Below are 15,107 nucleotides of genomic sequence, written 5' to 3'. Positions count from 1 at the left end.
AAGTGGAGGTGTATTACTCCCAACGGTTCAATCCCGAGGAACTCGCCCTCCTCGGCAGGGCGATAGGGACTGTCTCGCACGGAACCATAATAGTTGGAAGGGACGGGAGGGCAATATCGCGCTACGGCAAGAGGGCAATGGTCGTCGGTATAGTCAGCACGGGTTCAACGATAATGGACGTCCGCCTTATTCCGCTCATAGCGCTCAAGGACTTCGCCCACAGGAAGGGCCTCCCGCTGGCATACGTGTATTACTACGGTGGCGTCCGCGTTTACGTCAGCGGAATAGATATCGATGAGATAAACGCCATTCTCAAAAGCAGGAGCTTCATAGAGGCCCAGCCCAACGACATAGGGGCAACCGTCTATTACCCAAACGCCCTCGACGACTTCCTGCACGAGGTCTTCAAGCATTACAATTTCAAGATACATGGCAGGGCCCTCGTTGACGCCATGAACACCCCCGCGGTTCTGTTCTTCCCGAGAATGAACGAGCACTTCGGCTTCGATGTAGAGCTCATGAACGACATGATGACGAGTTATTTACCTCCGAAGCCAAAGGAAGTCTTCCTTCACAAACTCAGCAAGGGCCACTACGACTTCGGTCTTCGCTTCAGGCCGGAGGGGGTCGTTGAGTTCTACAGGGAGGGAGAGGGTGTTGAGTTTGGAAGCATGTGGGCCCTACTGGACCACATGAAAAAAACCCTCGGCTAACTGCTCTTAACTTTTTCAGACAATCCTTATAAGCAGAAGAAGTTTTTGAACTACGGTTGTCTCGATTTTGGAGGTGACACCTGTGGGAACGTTCATAGTGCTTGAGGGCATAGACGGGGCCGGAAAATCAACACAGGCAAAGCTCCTCAAGGTCTGGTTCGAGGAGAGGGGCTACGAAGTCGTTTTAACAAAGGAACCAACGGATACGGCCTTTGGAAGACTAATACGGAGGCTCGTTCTTACGGGGGGAAAGGAGGGAATTATAGACGGAGCGAAGATTAGCCATGAGGCGGAAGCGCTTCTTTTTGCCGCCGACAGAGCGGAACACGTTGATAAGCTTATAAAACCATCCCTCGAAGCCGGAAAAATCGTAATCTCCGATAGATATTTTTATTCCTCCCTCGCGTATCAGTGGGCCAGAGGGCTTGACCTGGAGTGGCTTATAGACCTGAACCGCTTTGCAGTCAGACCGGACCTCGTTGTTCTCCTCGATCTGCCTGTTAAGGAGAGCATGAAGCGGCTCAGGAGCAGGAGCATTAAGAGCGAATTCGACAGGATTTACGAGCTTCAGAGAAGAGTCAGGGAAAACTACCTGAAGCTGGCTGAAAGGTTCCCCGAGATAAAAATCGTAAACGCCCTGGAGGACGTTGACAGCGTCCACAGGCAAATCGTTGCACTCGTTGAGGCAATTTTGGAAGAGAAGTGAAGCCCCGGGCGGGATTTGAACCCGCGACCGGCGGATTACAAGTCCGCCGCCCCGCCAGGCTAGGCTACCGGGGCAACGCCGGGTTAATGAAAGAGGGCTTCCGTTATAAATTTTTTCATCGAGGAAACCGCAAAATTTATAAATCTCCCCATTATCCCCTACAATGGGTTGAGCCGCCGTAGCTTAGTTGGTAGAGCGCCGGACTGTTAATCCGGCGGTCCCCGGTTCGAATCCGGGCGGCGGCGCCAGAAGTGGGCCCGTAGCTCAGCCTGGTCAGAGCGCGCGGCTCATAACCGCGTGGTCGGGGGTTCAAAGCCCCCCGGGCCCACCAGAGTTCTTCTCGTAAAAGTTGATAAAAACGACTACTCCTGCGTAAGAGTTCTCACGAGGTCATCGAGGGCTTTATAAACGTCGCTCGTTGCATACAGCTTCTCCATTGTTTTCATAAGGCGGTATCTCGCCTCAACGTCGTAGGGGCTCAGCTCTTTCTGAAGGCCTTCAGAACCGACGAGAACTTCGCTGACCATTCCAAGCCACTCACTATAAATCGCCATCAGCTCCTCAAGCAACATTATCTTTGATGCGAAAGTCATCTCCTTTAGGGCGTCAGAAAGGGACTTACCCCCAGTTCTTTGGAGAACAACCGGCATGGGGCTCACCGCAGAAAATTGGCCACCCAAGTATTTAACCGTGATGATTGCTAAGAAAAGGAACGGGAAAGAGGGGTCAGCCGAAGAGGGCACCGAGTCCAGCGAGGGCCTCCTCCTCGCTGACCTCCTCCTCTTCTTCCTCCTCTTCCTCCTGGGCCTGCTCGGCACCACCCTCAGCGGGAGCCGGAGCGGCGGCGACCGCTACCGGAGCGGCAACCGGCATGGCGGCCTTCTCGATGACCTCGTCGATGTTGACGCCCTCGAGCGCCGCAACGAGGGCCTTTATCCTTGCCTCATCAGGAGTAACCCCGGCTGCCTCAAGCACCCTCTTAAGGTTCTCCTCGTTTATCTCCTTACCAGCGGCGTGGAGCAGCAGAGCGGCATACACGTACTCCATCTTTCACACCTCCAATCATCTTCATTCTTTTTATCCATCAAGTGTGCGAGGGAGAGTAACTCAGCCGAAGAGGGCGCCCAGTCCGGCGAGCGCGTCCTCTTCGGACGCCTCCTCTTCTTCCTCTTCCTCCTCGACTTCCTCAGCCTTTTCCTTGGTGGGCTGAGGAGCCGCAGCAACGGCCACTTGGGCCTGAGCGTTTAAAAGCTCTTTGGTCTTCTCGTCGAGCAACTCCTCGGGCAGGTTCTGCGCTATGAGCAGGACGGCACGCAGGGCCCTGCCGAAGATGTCCTCAATGGTCTCAGGTGTGATGTATCCAGCCTCGACGGCAACGCTCTTGGCCCCAAGGTAGGCCTTCTGGATGATGGCCTCGATGGTCTCCCTGGTCGGATAAGCAGTGTTAACGGACAGGTTAAAGGCGTGCATGTAGGCCCTCTTGAGCATCTCAATGTACTCCTGCTCGTCTATGGCAAGGACATCCGGCGTGTAGATTATACCGTCCTCATAAGCCGCGAGCAGGTTGAGACCAACCTCAAGAGGCTCGATACCGAGGGCGTTCAGAATCCTGGCGAGCTGCTCGGTGATAACCTCACCTGCCTTCAAAACGGTGTGGTCCTTCTGGATTGTGACCTTACCCCTCTCGATTCTCGCGGGAATTCCTAGGGCCTGCATCTCACCGACGAGCGGACCGGGGGCTATTGAAGTCGGACCCGCTGGAATCACTACGTCTTTGGGTGCAACGGCTCCAGGCTTGGCGGGGGCGGGAGTTTTGCTCTCCTCAAGGAGTTTGTAGAGCTTAAACGGGTTCATCTCCGTGACGAGGATTCCAGCCCCTCCCTGAATGTAGTCGGCGAGCTTCTCTAGTTCGGGTTCGTTCAGTTCCTTGGCGGCCCTCTTTATTGCCAGTTCGATTAGGGTGTTCCTGCTAACCCTGAGAACCGCTTTCCCGCGGAGCTTGTCGCGCATCTTGCTGAGAGGATAAGCGGGGACACCGGCCACATCAACGAGGGCAATCACTGGATGGCTCTTGATGAGGTTGGTGAGAAACTCAACTTCCTTCTTCTTCCACTCGGCTACGTGGGCCATCTCCCTCACCTCTCCACCTTGACGGCCGGGCCCATCGTGGTCTTGATGTACACCGACTTTATCTGGTTCTCTCCGCGCTCAAGCTTTCCAATGATTGCGTTGAGGATAGCCTCTGCGTTCTCGGCAAGCTTTTCGTCGTCCATGTCCTCGGTTCCTATCGGGGCGTGGACAACAGGATTGTTCTTGAGCTGTATCCTGACGGTTTTCTTGAGCCTCGCAACTATCGGCTCGAGGTTGGTCATGGTCGGCGGCACGACCTGCGGCATCTTGTTCCTCGGACCGAGGTATCTACCGAGGTACTTACCTATCTTGGGCATCAGCGGAGCGGCCGCTATGAAGAAGTCGTAGCGCTTCGCAAGCTTTCTCGCTTCTCTAGGACTCTTTGCGAGTTCCTCAAGCTGCTCTCCACTAATCACATCAAGCCCGAGCTTTTTAGCCGCCTCGGCCACGGCACCATCAGCGATGACCGCGATTTTGGGTTCTTTCCCACGACCGTGGGGCAGCACAACCTCAAGCTTAAACCTGTTCTCCGGCTTGCGGAGGTCCACATCCTTGAGGTTGACTGCTATCTCGACGGTCTGTGTGAAGTTGCGCGGCTTAGCCCGGGCCTTAGCCTCCTTCACCGCTTCCACGAGCTTCTGCCTGTCGAAGGCCATTTACAGCCCTCCCTTTCGTTTTCGATTTGAGCCGAAAAAGTCAAAGATGCGTAAAAGGAGGGATTTTTAAAGTTTTCCCTCACTCCTCAGCCTTTTCAAAAATCTCGTCGTAAAGACCTTCGTCAATTTCCCTCTGAACTTCCCTCGGGTCCTTGCCTTCAACTGTAACGCCCATGCTGAGGGCCGTTCCTATGACCTCCTTGGAGGCGGCCTTGAGGGTCGGTGAAAGCATCTGGTCAATCTTCATCTTGGCTATCTTGATGACCTGGTCCATCGTGAGGTTCCCGACTGGAGTGTGCCCCGGCTCTCCGGAGCCCTTTGGAATGCCAAGCTCCTTCTTGATGAGCTGGCTTGTCGGCGGAATACCGACCTCAATCCTGAATAGTTTCTTCTTGGGGTCCTCAACGATAATCCTGACGGGGACCTGCATTCCCTCGAATTCCTTGGTGGCCTTGTTTATCTCGTCAACGACCTGCTTAACGTTCAGTCCGAGGGGACCGATGGCCGGACCGAGCGGAGGTCCGGGTGTGGCTTTTCCACCTTCAACGAGGACTTCGACAACCTGTGGCATTCATCTCACCACCTTTACTTTTTGTCTCGGGCCTGTCACTCCTTCTGGCGTTTGCTTATAAGTCTAACGTATTCGCCCCTCACCGTGACCGGTATCGGGACGATTGAGCCTATGAGCTCGACAACTATCTCGTCCTTGCCCTCATCAACCCTAACGACCTTGGCCTTCTCGCCCTTGAACGGACCGGCTATTAGCTCGACGATGTCGCCCGGTTCGAAGCCGCTCACCGCTGGCTTCTCCTCAAGGAAGTGTTCTATCTCACTGAAGGGAATCTCACCTGGGAGAACGCGCTTCGCGTGGCGGATTCCCCTTATGGCCTCGTCAACAGCGCTCTTGCTCGGGGCTTCAACAAAGATATAGCCCTTGACCTTGCTCGGCGAGAGAATGGCATATATCGGAATGCCGTACGTTTTTGCTTTGCTGTATATGAGGTTAGCAGTCGTTATTTCCTGACCTACCGTAACGCTAACGGTGAATATCTTGCCCTCTGCCATCGTTTTCACCCTCGGCTCACGAACCGGTAACTAGGTACCCTATTATCCGTATTATCATCCCAATGAGACCTATAAGTATCATGCCTATCCCAGTTATTTTCACTGCCAGCTTAAACTCCCTCATCCCTGGCTTTCTTGTGACCATGAGAACCCTTTTGGACTCGCTGAGAAAGTTCCTAATCCTCTCAACGGCATCCATCAACTTGCCCACCTCGCTGAATTTTGAAAAGGAAAAGCCCATCAGAGCTCTTCAAGGTCCAGTTTAATAACTTTTCTCTCCCCCTCCTCCGCAGGGTATGAGACCTCCTTTTCTTCAGCAACGGCGTACGGCGAACTGACGCCGGTAACCACCAGGAGGATTCTAATCATCTTGCCGAGTTCCTCATCGAGCTGAATGCCCCAGATGACCTGCGCCTCCGGGTCAAGCTTGCTGGTGACGAGTTCGATAATCTGCTGGGCCTCCTCGAGCTTGACGTCGCTTCCGCTGATGCTTATCAAAGCGCCCTTGGCACCGCTGATGTCAACGTCGAGGAGCGGGCTGTTCAAAGCCTGCTGTGCCGCTTCGAGGGCCCTCTTCTCGCTGTCGCTCTCGCCGATGCCTATCATTGCCACACCGCCGTCCTTCATGACGGCCCTTACGTCGTTGAAGTCGAGGTTGACAAGGCCAGGCTTGGTGATGAGCTCGGTTATACCTTTGACGGCCTGAACGAGTATCTCGTCGGCGACCTTGAAGGCCATGTGGATGGGCAGGTTCGGAGCGACCTCCATGAGCTTGTCGTTCGGTATGACTATGACCGTGTCGGTGTTCTTCCTGAGCTTCTCAAGGCCGTATTCGGCGTTCTTTATGCGCCTTATGCCCTCAACCGTAAAGGGAAGGGTAACCACCGCAACGGTCAGCGCGCCCATCTTCTTGGCTATCTCGGCAACAACCGGTGCGGCTCCTGTTCCGGTTCCTCCACCGAGACCGCAGGTTATGAAAACCATGTCGGCCCCTTCGAGGGCTTCCCTTATTTCCCTCTCGCTCTCCCTTGCGGCTTCCTCACCCATCTTGGGGTTGTTGCCGGCACCAAGCCCCCTCGTCAGTTCTTTTCCTATGAGTATCTTCTTGTGAGCCTTAATCTTCAGGAGGTCCTGAGCATCGGTGTTGATTGCAATTATCTTTGCACCCTCAATTCCAACCTGCATCATTCTGTTAACGGTGTTACAGCCGGCACCACCAACACCAACAACGTATATCTTAGCCTGAATCTGCTCAAGGATTCTCCTGAGTTCTTCATCAATATCGCTCTGAGGCTGAACCTCCGGAGCCTTCTCCTGGGCAGCGGAGGTTCTCTCGATGGCGTCTTCAATCAGCTTCAGCATCTCTTCACCCTCCGGAGAGTTTATACCCGTTGAACTTTGCAGAGAGGAAGTATATAAACTTAGCTAAGGCGGAACTGAAATGAAAATGTCCGGTTCAATCTTTAAATGTTTCGCCCTCAGTCCTTAATGAACTCAAGCCCGAGTTCCTCGGCCAGAGAGCGCGCAAGTTGCCTTGTTTCCCCCTTACTCCCCTTCCAGTCAACGTATATCGCGTCCACCTTCTCAGCAGTTCTGTTTATAGCCTTAATCAGCATCTCCCTTGAAACGGGATGAACGTACTTGGGAGCAATGTGGCCGAAGGCTATATCCGTTTCGAGGGCGCGCTTCGTCTGCTTCGGTGCGTAGTGACCGCCACCTATTCCGAGTGCAACTTTAAACTTGACTCCCCGGTAGTTTTCAAGGACGTAGACTATGGTTTCGGCTATTATTTCCCCAGCCCTGTCGTTGGTCCACTCCTCCTCGCTGGAGCCAATCTCTATGAAGAAGCTCGGAACCTCAAGCTCGCTCGGCCCGTGGTGAGTGGCCTCATAGCAGACCGTCCAGCCGAGGTCGTTCAGTTCGTACATCTTAATCAGGGCAAGCTTCATTGCACTCGGCATCGCAACGGCAAGGCTTCCATCTTTTCCGCCGTAGAGGGCCTTTCCCCAGTTGCCGGTTACGTGGGTTGTTAAAGCCGGAAGCTTCTGTTTGCTTGAGTGCCTTGAGGCAAAGGCTATGATTTCAGGCTTGAAACCGAGCTGTCGCTCCACCTCTCCGTCAAGGTTGTCGTAGTAAATCATTTCATCGTTGGTCGTCAGTATAAGGGTGTCCCCCCTTCGGTAAACGGGATTGCCATCGAAGACCCACTCCGTTTCCCTGAAACCGAAGTTCTCAACGAGCTTTTCCATTATGTTCATAGAAGCCCTGTCAACTTTGGTCGTCATGATGACCTTCATCTCAATCCCCGATTGCCGTTGATACCAACTTTAAAAAGACTTTGGCCCAGAGGTGCGAATTAATTTTCGAAAAACTGCAGGATTAACCCGGTTGTATCGCCACAGTTTAAATCCTTTCATTAAAAAATTTTCAACATTTAACCACAAAGTATTTAAGAATGGAAAGTCGACTTAATATACTAACGTGGCCATATGGCCATACCTGTCCATTAAGCTGGAGGTGAAAGAGTTGAGGAAACTTGCCACCCTTGCCCTCGTGGCGGTTTTGTTTTTATCGGTAATAATGGCAGGCTGTATAGGGGGAACTTCTACCAGCACCGGAACCTCAAGCGCAAGCCCCACCCAGACCTCAAGTGCTCAGACCACGTATTCCGGGACGATAACAATCTACACAGGTGGAACCAGCGGCGTTTACTATCCCCTCGGCTCTAAATACGCCGAGTTGCTGAACAAGGCCGGAATAAAGGCCAAAGCAGTTACAAGCGGTGCAAGTGTTTCCAACGCCAAAGCAATCGGCGACGGAAATGCGCAGGCCGCGATTATGCAGAACGACGTTGCTTACTACGCTTACAACGGTCTCTACATGTTCCAAGGAGACCCCATCAAGAACCTCCGCGGTGTGGCCGCACTTTACCCTGAAACCGTTCAGTTCGTAGTTAGGGCCAGCAGTGACATAAAGAGCCTCCAGGACTTGGCCGGCAAGAAGGTCGCCATCGGAGCACCAGGCAGCGGAACCGCCGTTGCAGCCGAGCAGATTCTCAAGGCCGCTGGAGTCTGGGACAAGATTCAGAGGGTAAACCAGGACTTCAGTCAGGCGGCACAGGCCCTCAAACTCGGTCAGATTGATGCGGCTGTTATAGTTTCAGGCGCCCCGACGCCAGCAATAACCCAGATTGCAGTTACAACCCCGGTTAGGGTCATACCCATCTCCGACGACGTCCTCAACAAGCTCAAGAGCGAAGGATACATATTCTACGTCAGGCAGGTCCTACCGAAGGACACCTACAAGGGCATGACCGAAGACACCCCGACCCTCGCGGTCAAGGCCATACTCGTTGTCAGTGCCAGTCTTCCCGACGATGTCGTTTACGAGATGACCAAGGTTCTTTTCGACAACGTTGACGCACTCCGCGCGGTTCACCAGAAGGCGAGGTACATAAGCCTCAACACGGCACTCGATGGCATGAGCATACCCCTCCACCCCGGAGCCTACAAGTACTATGAGGAGAAGGGAATAACAGTTCCCGACAAGATTAAACCACCCAGCGGGTGAAGGCTTTTGAAAAAAGCCCTCCTCGTTTTCTTTATTTTAGTGATGCTGTTCTTCGTTCCCGTTAACTCCCTCGTTATTGAAGACAGGGAGAGGTCCTACGCAACCCCCCTCGGGGAGGTCTGGCTGAGGATAGAGTACAACCACAGCGTTGAGCACAGTGAAGTAATTGAAATCATAGAGGTCAACTCGAGCGGGATGTTCGTTAGAAAGATGCTGTGGAAGGACTTCGGTGCGGGTTTGCCCGAAGATATACAGGGAAGGGAGGGGGACTACTACTACAAGCTCGTTGACCAGCCGCTTGGAAAGAGCCTTGACTACTGGTTCATACCCTTCAACAGGGCGAGGATAATCGTGAACAACAGAACCGTTCTGACCCCGAGGGGTCCCGAGCTCGTCCACTTCAGGGTTAAGACGTGCCCCCTTCTTCTCGTGATAATCGGGAGGTGTTGAAACGTGTCGGAGGAGAAGAACGTTGATATTGAAAAGCTCGAAGAGGTAATAAGCAGGACGAGAAAACTCCCGCCGCTCTTTGAAAGAATCGTAACGGTTGCGGCGGTCCTCATAGGTATATACGAGATTCTGTTCATCTTCAACTTCAACGGTGCACTCTACGATATGCTCTCCAGAGTGGGAGTAAAACTCGGCTTTCTCCTGTACACCCTCCAAACCCAGCAGGGGGAAGCCTTTGTCCTCGCGATGATTCTTCTAATCGCGTACATCCTCTATCCCGCAAGGAGAAAGAGGGAAAGCATGAAGCGCGTTGAACCCATAGATTTCGTCTTCATAGGCCTCAGCCTAATAACAATGTTCTACCTGTTCTTCAGGTATCCGAGCTACGCTGAAACGGCAACGGTCTATCAGAGGGATGTCATCTTCGCAGTCATCGCAATTCTCGTCGTTCTTGAAGCCACGAGGCGGGTCATCGGGTGGGTTCTCCCCCTTGTAGTTCTGGTCTTTCTCGGATACGCAATCAGCGACGTAGGGTTCAACTGGAAGGTCTTTGCCGAGCACATGTATCTGGCGAGCGAGGGCATCTTCGCAACGCCCCTCTACGTCATGACTATTTACGTCTTCGCGTTCATATTCTTCGGCTCGTTCCTGCTCAAAATCGGGATTAGCGACTACATCACGGAGTTCATGATAAGTCTCTTCGGCTCACGCCCGGGAGGACCCGCCAAAGCCGCCGTGATAGCGAGCGGACTAATGGGAACCGTCAGCGGTTCGAGCGTTGCCAACGTCCTCACGACCGGAACGTTTACAATACCCCTCATGAAGAAAGCCGGCTACCCGCCGGAGATAGCGGGAGCCGTTGAACCCGTGGCTTCAACCGGTGGGCAACTCATGCCCCCTATAATGGGAGCCGCCGCCTTCATAATGGCGGAGTTCCTCGGGATTCCGTACAACAAGATAATAATAGCCGCCGTTCTTCCAGCAATCGTTTACTACTCCGGGGTTTACCTCTTCATAGACAGGGAAACGAAGAGGCTCGGCCTCAGGGGAATGCCGAAGGAGCACTTTAAGCCGATACGCTACTTCCTGAGGAAGAGCTACATACTGCTCCCGATAGCAGTCATTACGGTCGCCCTTGTGTGGGGAATTCCGGCCCACATAGCGGCAATCTCGTCCCTCGGCGTCGCAATATGGGTTGCGTGGATTTCAAAGGACGAAATTAAGGGCAACGAAGCGCTGTACGTTGCCATAGTCCTCGTTGGGACCTTCCTCATGTTCTTCGGGAGCGGCTATCCAGTGCTACTCGCCCTCGTTGCCCTGCTGATTGGACTTGCGCTGATGAAAAGGGGAGTCGAATTCAACGAGAAGCTCTACATAACAGCGCTCTTCCTGCTCTTTATAGCGCTCAATCAATCCATCGGAATTAACAAAGAGAACCTGCTCTTCATGACGGGAATCTTCGGAATAATTTTCTCCCTCATTGTGGGCGTGTTCTCTAGGAGCCCCGGCGGAAGAAAGATGTTCTCCGCAACGTACGAGTCCATGATTGAAGCCGGCAAAACGAGCACCGCGGTGATGCTTGCTGCTGCCAGTGCGGGCTTAATCCAGGGTTCGCTCACGATAACTGGCCTGGCAAACTCGCTCGGCTACCGCCTAGCGGAGCTAACCGGAGGAAGCCTGTGGCTCCTCCTCGTCGTCACAATGGTATTCAGCCTGATACTCGGCATGGGCGTTCCAACGACCGCCAACTACATAATTACGTCACTCGTCATGGCCCCGGCAATATATCATGCCGTAAGCTCTGTTCATCCCTACGACCAGCCCGTTCCGGGCTTTATGACCGCAATAGCACTGCTCGCCGCCCACTTTTTTGTGTTCTACTTCGGAATACTGGCCGACATAACCCCACCCGTTGCGCTGGCCAGCTACGCCGGTTCCGCACTGGCCGGAGGCGACTTCTGGAAAACGGCACTCAACGCAGTTCGCTACGCGATAGCTGGATACATAGGGCCTTACATCTACTTCACCCACCCGGAGATGTTCCTGATTACGGTGAAGCACTGGCACATAGGAACCGTCGGGCTCGTTCTCTACGACCTCCTTGCAACCATACTGGTGCTCTACATGCTCTCCGCCGGATTCACCGGCTGGCTTAGGGGCCACCTCAGCAGGCCCTACAGAATAGCCCTCGTTCTGGTGGCGCTCGTGGGGGCGAGCCTGAACCCGATAATCATAGGAATTGGCCTCGCCCTCGTTCTCGTGGGAACTTTCTTCAGCGGAAGAAGGGGGATAGCGGCCTCAGCCTGAGGCCGCCTCTCTCGTCATGTTCCGTATAATCTCAACGACTTCGTTTGTTGTTCTGTTTGCCTGCTCCATTGCATACTGCGCTGTTTTCTGGAGGTATTTAACGGCCAGCAGAACCATTAGGAGGGCCACAACTACCATGAAGAGGTACTCAATAGCGGCTTGTCCACTTCTCATCATCTAACATACTTCCCGCTCCGTTATAACCATTTGGTCAGTACAGCATAACCTCAAAACCAAGCTCGCTCAGCAAATCGGCAAGCTCCTCACTGTCCACGTAGGCCAAGAGGTGGTGGTTGCCCAGCGTTCCGTCGAGGAACTCGGGTGCGTCTTCAACCCTCACCCTAACCTGAGTTCTGCACCTGTCCTCCGAGTGTTCGTTTCCAACCACCTCAACCCCGGCAACAACTGCCCTTCTCCCGCGAATCTTGAGGAGGCTTGCACTTCCATTGGGAAGCTCGACGTCAACCCCAACCCCAATACCGCTCTCAAAGTGACTTCTAAGGCGATACCTCCAGAGCAGGGGGGCCGTGCAGTGGGCTATCACTACGTAATCCTCGCCGAAATCGGCCACGTTGCCCATGAAGGCGGGTTCGTTGAAGTATCTCCTTAGGATGTACATCCCTAGAAGGGAGTTAAGCTCTCCCTCACACGCCGCGGGGATGCCCCTTGCGTTGAACATTGCCAATGCCAAGCAGGGAGTTGCTCCGAGCTTTCCGATTAGGTCGAAGCATCCTATCGTGAAACCGTCCAGCCTGTAGTCCTTCAGTATTCTCTCCAGGGCCACGAATATCCTCCCCGCGCGCGTCAGGTCCTCCTTTCCGGGTTCCCCCGTTTCCACGGCACCTTCAAAGACGTCCTCAACGGCATTCCAGCCCTCCTCGTCACTCGTCTTCCCGTAGTACTCGCAGAACCTCTTGAGGCTGATTCTAGTGTAAGGCAAGTCGAAGCGCTCGTTCACCAGCCAGGGGGAGACCCTGCCTATCAAACCGAGCCTCATTTTGAGGAAAGGCTCAAGGACTTCAAGGGCATCCTCATAGCCCAAAAGGGCCGCCTTCAGTTCGTTCATGTTTTTTACGAGGGTAGAGGGGACGAGCCTCTCCCTGAGATATTCCCGAACCTCAATGGCCGCCGCGAGGGAGTTGTTGAAGGGGTCACCAAAAACAACGGTTGGCCTCCTGAAGACGAAGAACTCCTTCAAAAAACCCTCTGTTCCGCCGGTTAGGGGATACAGAACGAGAGCATCAACATCGTTGAAGTTCACCTCGGCCTTGACCTTCTTAAAGTCTGACTTTGAACTCAGGATGAAGCCTCCAGCAACGTCAAACTCCTTTGAAAGCTCCGTTAGGAACTTCGATGCCTTCGACTCAAAAACCCTGGGACTGGCAAGCTCACTGATTCCGAAAACAACGCCGACCCTCATACTTCCACCCAACCTTTTAAAGCGCGAAACCTAAATAAGCTTGTGGTGGGCATGAGGTTCGTCCTCGACACGAGCATCTTCGTAAACCCCGAGATTCGGAAGCGCTTCGGTGAGAATCCAACGGAGGCCATGAGGGAGTTCTTGAGATACGCTGAAATCCTCTTCGGCAGGGTTGAGTTCTACATGCCGCCGGGCATCTACCGCGAGGTCATGCACTTCGTTGATGAAGAGCTGAAACCGGACATCGAACTCTATATAATAAAGAAGCCGCCCAACCTGCACGACCTCAAGATTCCTGCCTTCGTCGTGTACGAGCTTATAGAGGACATCAGAAGGAGAATCGACAAGGGGCTTCGCGTTGCTGAAAAAGCCGTCCGGGAAAGCGTCGTTGAGACCGACAACGTTGACAAGATAATCCAGAAGCTCAGGAGGAACTACAGAAAGGCCCTTAGGGAGGGAATCGTGGACAGCAAGGAGGACTTCGAGCTGATACTCCTCGCCAAGGAGCTTGACGCAACGATAGTCTCGGCCGACGTTGGAATCCTGACATGGGCACAGAAGATGGGGATTAAATGGATTGACGCCTCGACGTTCAAGGACGTTCTCGAAGGCCTCGCCCGGAAGCTTGGGGGGAAAAATTTATAAACGCTCGGTCTATCGTATCAACGACGCCCCGGTGGCTCAGCCTGGTGGAGCGGCCGCTTGGTAAGCGGCAGGTCGCGGGTTCAAACCCCGCCCGGGGCTCCAAAATTTTTCGGTTTCAATTCTGCCTAGGGGGCCGTAGGGTAGCTTGGCCCATCCTGCGGGCTTTGGGAGCCCGTGACCCGGGTTCAAATCCCGGCGGCCCCACCAGAAGCTTTATAAAAACTTCCCACCCCTATCAATTGGGCGAAGGGCCGGTAGCTCAGCCTGGTTAGAGCGCGGGGCTTTTAACCCCGTGGCCGCGGGTTCAAATCCCGCCCGGCCCGCCATTACAGCCCTTTCTGACGAAAGCGCTGGCGGAGAAACTTTTCTGGTGAAAAGTTTCATCAAAATGAAGCATGCTTTTAGACGGGTTCATTTTCGTAGGGTTTAGCTTAAAACTCGCCATTCTCAAGCGTGTTTCTTCCATTAGCTCCCTCTAGGCGCAGTCCAAGTTAAACACCTTCCCAAGCCAGTAGAAAGTAAACCCTACATTAACGGACTGCTTGAAAGACATACAACTTATCTTTGCCCGTTTTGGGGTTTAACTCTTTTAACAAACTTTCCTAAAGCCTGTTGGCCTGCGCGAAGTTTGACCAAGGTTCGTGATTCTTTCTTGAGAATGCGATTCTAAGAGGTTTGCACTCTTAGTTGGAAGCACTCTCAGAGAATTCTTCAAGAAAGCCATTTAGAAGGGGTTTTCTAAGAGGCGCTCCCCCGGAGCGCGAGAAAGGTAAACCCGCACGAGACAGCTTCCAAAATTAGAGAATTCACAACCCACAAAGCCATTAAAAGCGCAAACACTTTCCAAACACCCCCGTTAAAAGAATCACAAACTTTGATAAAACTTTGCAACAGCCTTTGAGAAAGGCTGGCGAAAAGCTGCTTTCTCCCCAAAGAGCAAGAAGTCAGTTGTGCACTAACAAAAGAGAAAGTCCATAAAGGGTTTAACGCTACAACAAAACTCCTTAAGATAGTTTCAACTTACCATCGGCGCCCTTCGGGCGCCTTTGTGGAGTGAAACACTGATTAACAGAGCAAATTCAGTAGAAACCCTTTCTAAAATTTGCACTTCTAAAAAGCACTTAATCTTCCTTTTAAAATACGCCCTCTTTCACGCGGGTTCTGTTTGAACTGCACTCCTTCGGAGCGCAAAAACACTTGAACCCCCTTAAAAGACGCTTTTAAAGGAGTTCATCCCTTCAAAGGAGCAACTCAAAAGAAATCCACTTAAAAACTGTTCCTCAAAAGGAATCACAAACCTTTGATGAAATTTTGCCCAACAAAGTTTCTGGTGCGGGGGCGGGGATTTGAACCCCGGAACCCCTACGGGAGTGGATCTTGAGTCCACCGCCTTTGACCAGGCTCGGCAACCCCCGCGCGGAGGGCTCTCCGAGAAGTTGAGGGTT

Annotated in this window: 17 protein-coding genes and 7 tRNA genes; 11 read left to right on the top strand and 13 right to left on the bottom strand. The window is 53.2% G+C overall.

Annotated features, from left to right (window positions below):
- The first annotated feature begins 2 nt into the window (after nt 1–2).
- Both MVK46_RS06660 and tmk read left to right on the top strand, forming a co-directional pair.
- Nucleotides 3–713: a phospho-sugar mutase gene (locus tag MVK46_RS06660; protein WP_297535858.1), complete on the top strand. Its 711-nt coding sequence runs from the start codon at nt 3–5 to the stop codon at nt 711–713.
- 82 nt (nt 714–795) lie between these two features.
- Entirely contained in the window at nt 796–1,419 is a 624-nt protein-coding gene (gene tmk / locus MVK46_RS06655; protein WP_297535846.1) for a dTMP kinase, read from the top strand.
- Here the strand turns inward: tmk and MVK46_RS06650 are convergent.
- Nucleotides 1,420–1,493 (bottom strand) — tRNA-Thr (locus MVK46_RS06650). It abuts the gene before it with no gap.
- Between the two features lie 98 nt (nt 1,494–1,591).
- On the opposite strand from MVK46_RS06650, the gene MVK46_RS06645 reads away from it, so the two are divergent.
- A tRNA-Asn gene (locus MVK46_RS06645) sits at nt 1,592–1,667 on the top strand.
- Nucleotides 1,668–1,672: 5 nt separating this feature from the next.
- Nucleotides 1,673–1,750: transfer RNA gene (locus MVK46_RS06640), tRNA-Ile, on the top strand.
- 31 nt (nt 1,751–1,781) lie between these two features.
- Here MVK46_RS06640 and MVK46_RS06635 read toward each other — a convergent pair.
- The 9 genes from MVK46_RS06635 to MVK46_RS06595 form a co-directional block, all read right to left on the bottom strand.
- Entirely contained in the window at nt 1,782–2,069 is a 288-nt protein-coding gene (locus tag MVK46_RS06635; RefSeq protein WP_297535845.1) for a hypothetical protein, read from the bottom strand.
- A 76-nt stretch (nt 2,070–2,145) separates the two neighbouring features.
- Nucleotides 2,146–2,466 (bottom strand): 50S ribosomal protein P1, encoded by a 321-nt coding sequence (gene rpl12p, locus MVK46_RS06630; protein WP_297535844.1) that lies wholly within the window; start codon nt 2,464–2,466, stop codon nt 2,146–2,148.
- Nucleotides 2,467–2,526: 60 nt separating this feature from the next.
- Nucleotides 2,527–3,549 carry a 50S ribosomal protein L10 gene (locus MVK46_RS06625; protein ID WP_297535843.1) on the bottom strand — a complete coding sequence of 341 codons (1,023 nt, stop codon included), beginning with the start codon at nt 3,547–3,549 and terminating at the stop codon, nt 2,527–2,529.
- Between the two features lie 5 nt (nt 3,550–3,554).
- Nucleotides 3,555–4,205 carry a 50S ribosomal protein L1 gene (locus tag MVK46_RS06620; RefSeq protein ID WP_297535842.1) on the bottom strand — a complete coding sequence of 217 codons (651 nt, stop codon included), beginning with the start codon at nt 4,203–4,205 and terminating at the stop codon, nt 3,555–3,557.
- 79 nt (nt 4,206–4,284) lie between these two features.
- On the bottom strand, nt 4,285–4,776 hold the full coding sequence (locus MVK46_RS06615) for a 50S ribosomal protein L11 (protein WP_297535841.1): 492 nt from the start codon (nt 4,774–4,776) through the stop codon (nt 4,285–4,287).
- Between the two features lie 35 nt (nt 4,777–4,811).
- Nucleotides 4,812–5,270, bottom strand: a complete 459-nt coding sequence (locus tag MVK46_RS06610) for a transcription elongation factor Spt5 (RefSeq protein WP_297535840.1) — start codon at nt 5,268–5,270, stop codon at nt 4,812–4,814.
- Nucleotides 5,271–5,286: 16 nt separating this feature from the next.
- On the bottom strand, nt 5,287–5,472 hold the full coding sequence (locus tag MVK46_RS06605; protein ID WP_297535839.1) for a protein translocase SEC61 complex subunit gamma: 186 nt from the start codon (nt 5,470–5,472) through the stop codon (nt 5,287–5,289).
- A gap of 38 nt (nt 5,473–5,510) precedes the next feature.
- The gene (ftsZ, locus tag MVK46_RS06600) at nt 5,511–6,632 is read right to left on the bottom strand and encodes a cell division protein FtsZ (protein ID WP_297535838.1); all 1,122 of its coding nucleotides are present in this window, start codon (nt 6,630–6,632) and stop codon (nt 5,511–5,513) included.
- A gap of 116 nt (nt 6,633–6,748) precedes the next feature.
- Nucleotides 6,749–7,567, bottom strand: a complete 819-nt coding sequence (locus MVK46_RS06595) for a D-aminoacyl-tRNA deacylase (RefSeq protein WP_297535837.1) — start codon at nt 7,565–7,567, stop codon at nt 6,749–6,751.
- 229 nt (nt 7,568–7,796) lie between these two features.
- Here MVK46_RS06595 and MVK46_RS06590 point away from each other — a divergent pair, with 229 nt between their 5' ends.
- The 3 genes from MVK46_RS06590 to MVK46_RS06580 are packed head-to-tail and all read left to right on the top strand — an operon-like array spanning nt 7,797 to nt 11,597.
- On the top strand, nt 7,797–8,840 hold the full coding sequence (locus MVK46_RS06590; protein WP_297535836.1) for a TAXI family TRAP transporter solute-binding subunit: 1,044 nt from the start codon (nt 7,797–7,799) through the stop codon (nt 8,838–8,840).
- A 42-nt stretch (nt 8,841–8,882) separates the two neighbouring features.
- Nucleotides 8,883–9,290 (top strand): DUF1850 domain-containing protein, encoded by a 408-nt coding sequence (locus MVK46_RS06585; protein ID WP_297535835.1) that lies wholly within the window; start codon nt 8,883–8,885, stop codon nt 9,288–9,290.
- A gap of 3 nt (nt 9,291–9,293) precedes the next feature.
- Nucleotides 9,294–11,597, top strand: coding sequence for a TRAP transporter fused permease subunit (locus MVK46_RS06580; RefSeq protein WP_297535834.1), 2,304 nt, complete (start codon nt 9,294–9,296; stop codon nt 11,595–11,597).
- On the opposite strand, the gene MVK46_RS06575 is transcribed toward MVK46_RS06580, so the two are convergent.
- Both MVK46_RS06575 and MVK46_RS06570 read right to left on the bottom strand, forming a co-directional pair.
- Nucleotides 11,589–11,774, bottom strand: coding sequence for a class III signal peptide (locus MVK46_RS06575; RefSeq protein ID WP_297535833.1), 186 nt, complete (start codon nt 11,772–11,774; stop codon nt 11,589–11,591). The genes MVK46_RS06580 and MVK46_RS06575 overlap by 9 nt on opposite strands.
- Before the next feature lie 34 nt (nt 11,775–11,808).
- Nucleotides 11,809–13,017, bottom strand: a complete 1,209-nt coding sequence (locus tag MVK46_RS06570; protein ID WP_297535832.1) for a hypothetical protein — start codon at nt 13,015–13,017, stop codon at nt 11,809–11,811.
- Between the two features lie 51 nt (nt 13,018–13,068).
- Between MVK46_RS06570 and MVK46_RS06565 the strand changes: the two genes are divergently transcribed.
- The 4 genes from MVK46_RS06565 to MVK46_RS06550 all read left to right on the top strand — a co-directional run bounded on the left by MVK46_RS06565 (nt 13,069) and on the right by MVK46_RS06550 (nt 13,988).
- Nucleotides 13,069–13,662: an RNA ligase partner protein gene (locus MVK46_RS06565; RefSeq protein WP_297535831.1), complete on the top strand. Its 594-nt coding sequence runs from the start codon at nt 13,069–13,071 to the stop codon at nt 13,660–13,662.
- Between the two features lie 25 nt (nt 13,663–13,687).
- A tRNA-Thr gene (locus MVK46_RS06560) sits at nt 13,688–13,764 on the top strand.
- A 27-nt stretch (nt 13,765–13,791) separates the two neighbouring features.
- Nucleotides 13,792–13,869: transfer RNA gene (locus tag MVK46_RS06555), tRNA-Pro, on the top strand.
- 41 nt (nt 13,870–13,910) lie between these two features.
- Nucleotides 13,911–13,988: transfer RNA gene (locus tag MVK46_RS06550), tRNA-Lys, on the top strand.
- A 1,002-nt stretch (nt 13,989–14,990) separates the two neighbouring features.
- On the opposite strand, the gene MVK46_RS06545 is transcribed toward MVK46_RS06550, so the two are convergent.
- Nucleotides 14,991–15,078, bottom strand: a tRNA-Leu gene (locus tag MVK46_RS06545).
- Between the last annotated feature and the right edge of the window lie 29 nt (nt 15,079–15,107).

It is taken from the genome of Thermococcus sp., assembly GCF_027066465.1.
In the GTDB taxonomy this organism is placed as follows: Archaea; Methanobacteriota_B; Thermococci; order Thermococcales; family Thermococcaceae; genus Thermococcus.
Note: the sequence above shows the minus strand (reverse complement) of the source record. Positions and strands in the feature narration are given on the sequence as shown.

What these genes read in the sequence shown, in the direction of transcription:
- MVK46_RS06635 (WP_297535845.1), bottom strand. Translation starts at nt 2,069, where the DNA reads ATGCCGGTTGTTCTCCAAAGAACTGGGGGTAAGTCCCTTTCTGACGCC.
- rpl12p (WP_297535844.1), bottom strand. Translation starts at nt 2,466, where the DNA reads ATGGAGTACGTGTATGCCGCTCTGCTGCTCCACGCCGCTGGTAAGGAG.
- MVK46_RS06625 (WP_297535843.1), bottom strand. Translation starts at nt 3,549, where the DNA reads ATGGCCCACGTAGCCGAGTGGAAGAAGAAGGAAGTTGAGTTTCTCACC.
- MVK46_RS06620 (WP_297535842.1), bottom strand. Translation starts at nt 4,205, where the DNA reads ATGGCCTTCGACAGGCAGAAGCTCGTGGAAGCGGTGAAGGAGGCTAAG.
- MVK46_RS06615 (WP_297535841.1), bottom strand. Translation starts at nt 4,776, where the DNA reads ATGCCACAGGTTGTCGAAGTCCTCGTTGAAGGTGGAAAAGCCACACCC.
- MVK46_RS06610 (WP_297535840.1), bottom strand. Translation starts at nt 5,270, where the DNA reads ATGGCAGAGGGCAAGATATTCACCGTTAGCGTTACGGTAGGTCAGGAA.
- ftsZ (WP_297535838.1), bottom strand. Translation starts at nt 6,632, where the DNA reads ATGCTGAAGCTGATTGAAGACGCCATCGAGAGAACCTCCGCTGCCCAG.
- MVK46_RS06595 (WP_297535837.1), bottom strand. Translation starts at nt 7,567, where the DNA reads ATGAAGGTCATCATGACGACCAAAGTTGACAGGGCTTCTATGAACATA.
- MVK46_RS06585 (WP_297535835.1), top strand. Translation starts at nt 8,883, where the DNA reads ATGCTGTTCTTCGTTCCCGTTAACTCCCTCGTTATTGAAGACAGGGAG.
- MVK46_RS06575 (WP_297535833.1), bottom strand. Translation starts at nt 11,774, where the DNA reads ATGATGAGAAGTGGACAAGCCGCTATTGAGTACCTCTTCATGGTAGTT.
- MVK46_RS06570 (WP_297535832.1), bottom strand. Translation starts at nt 13,017, where the DNA reads ATGAGGGTCGGCGTTGTTTTCGGAATCAGTGAGCTTGCCAGTCCCAGG.
- MVK46_RS06565 (WP_297535831.1), top strand. Translation starts at nt 13,069, where the DNA reads ATGAGGTTCGTCCTCGACACGAGCATCTTCGTAAACCCCGAGATTCGG.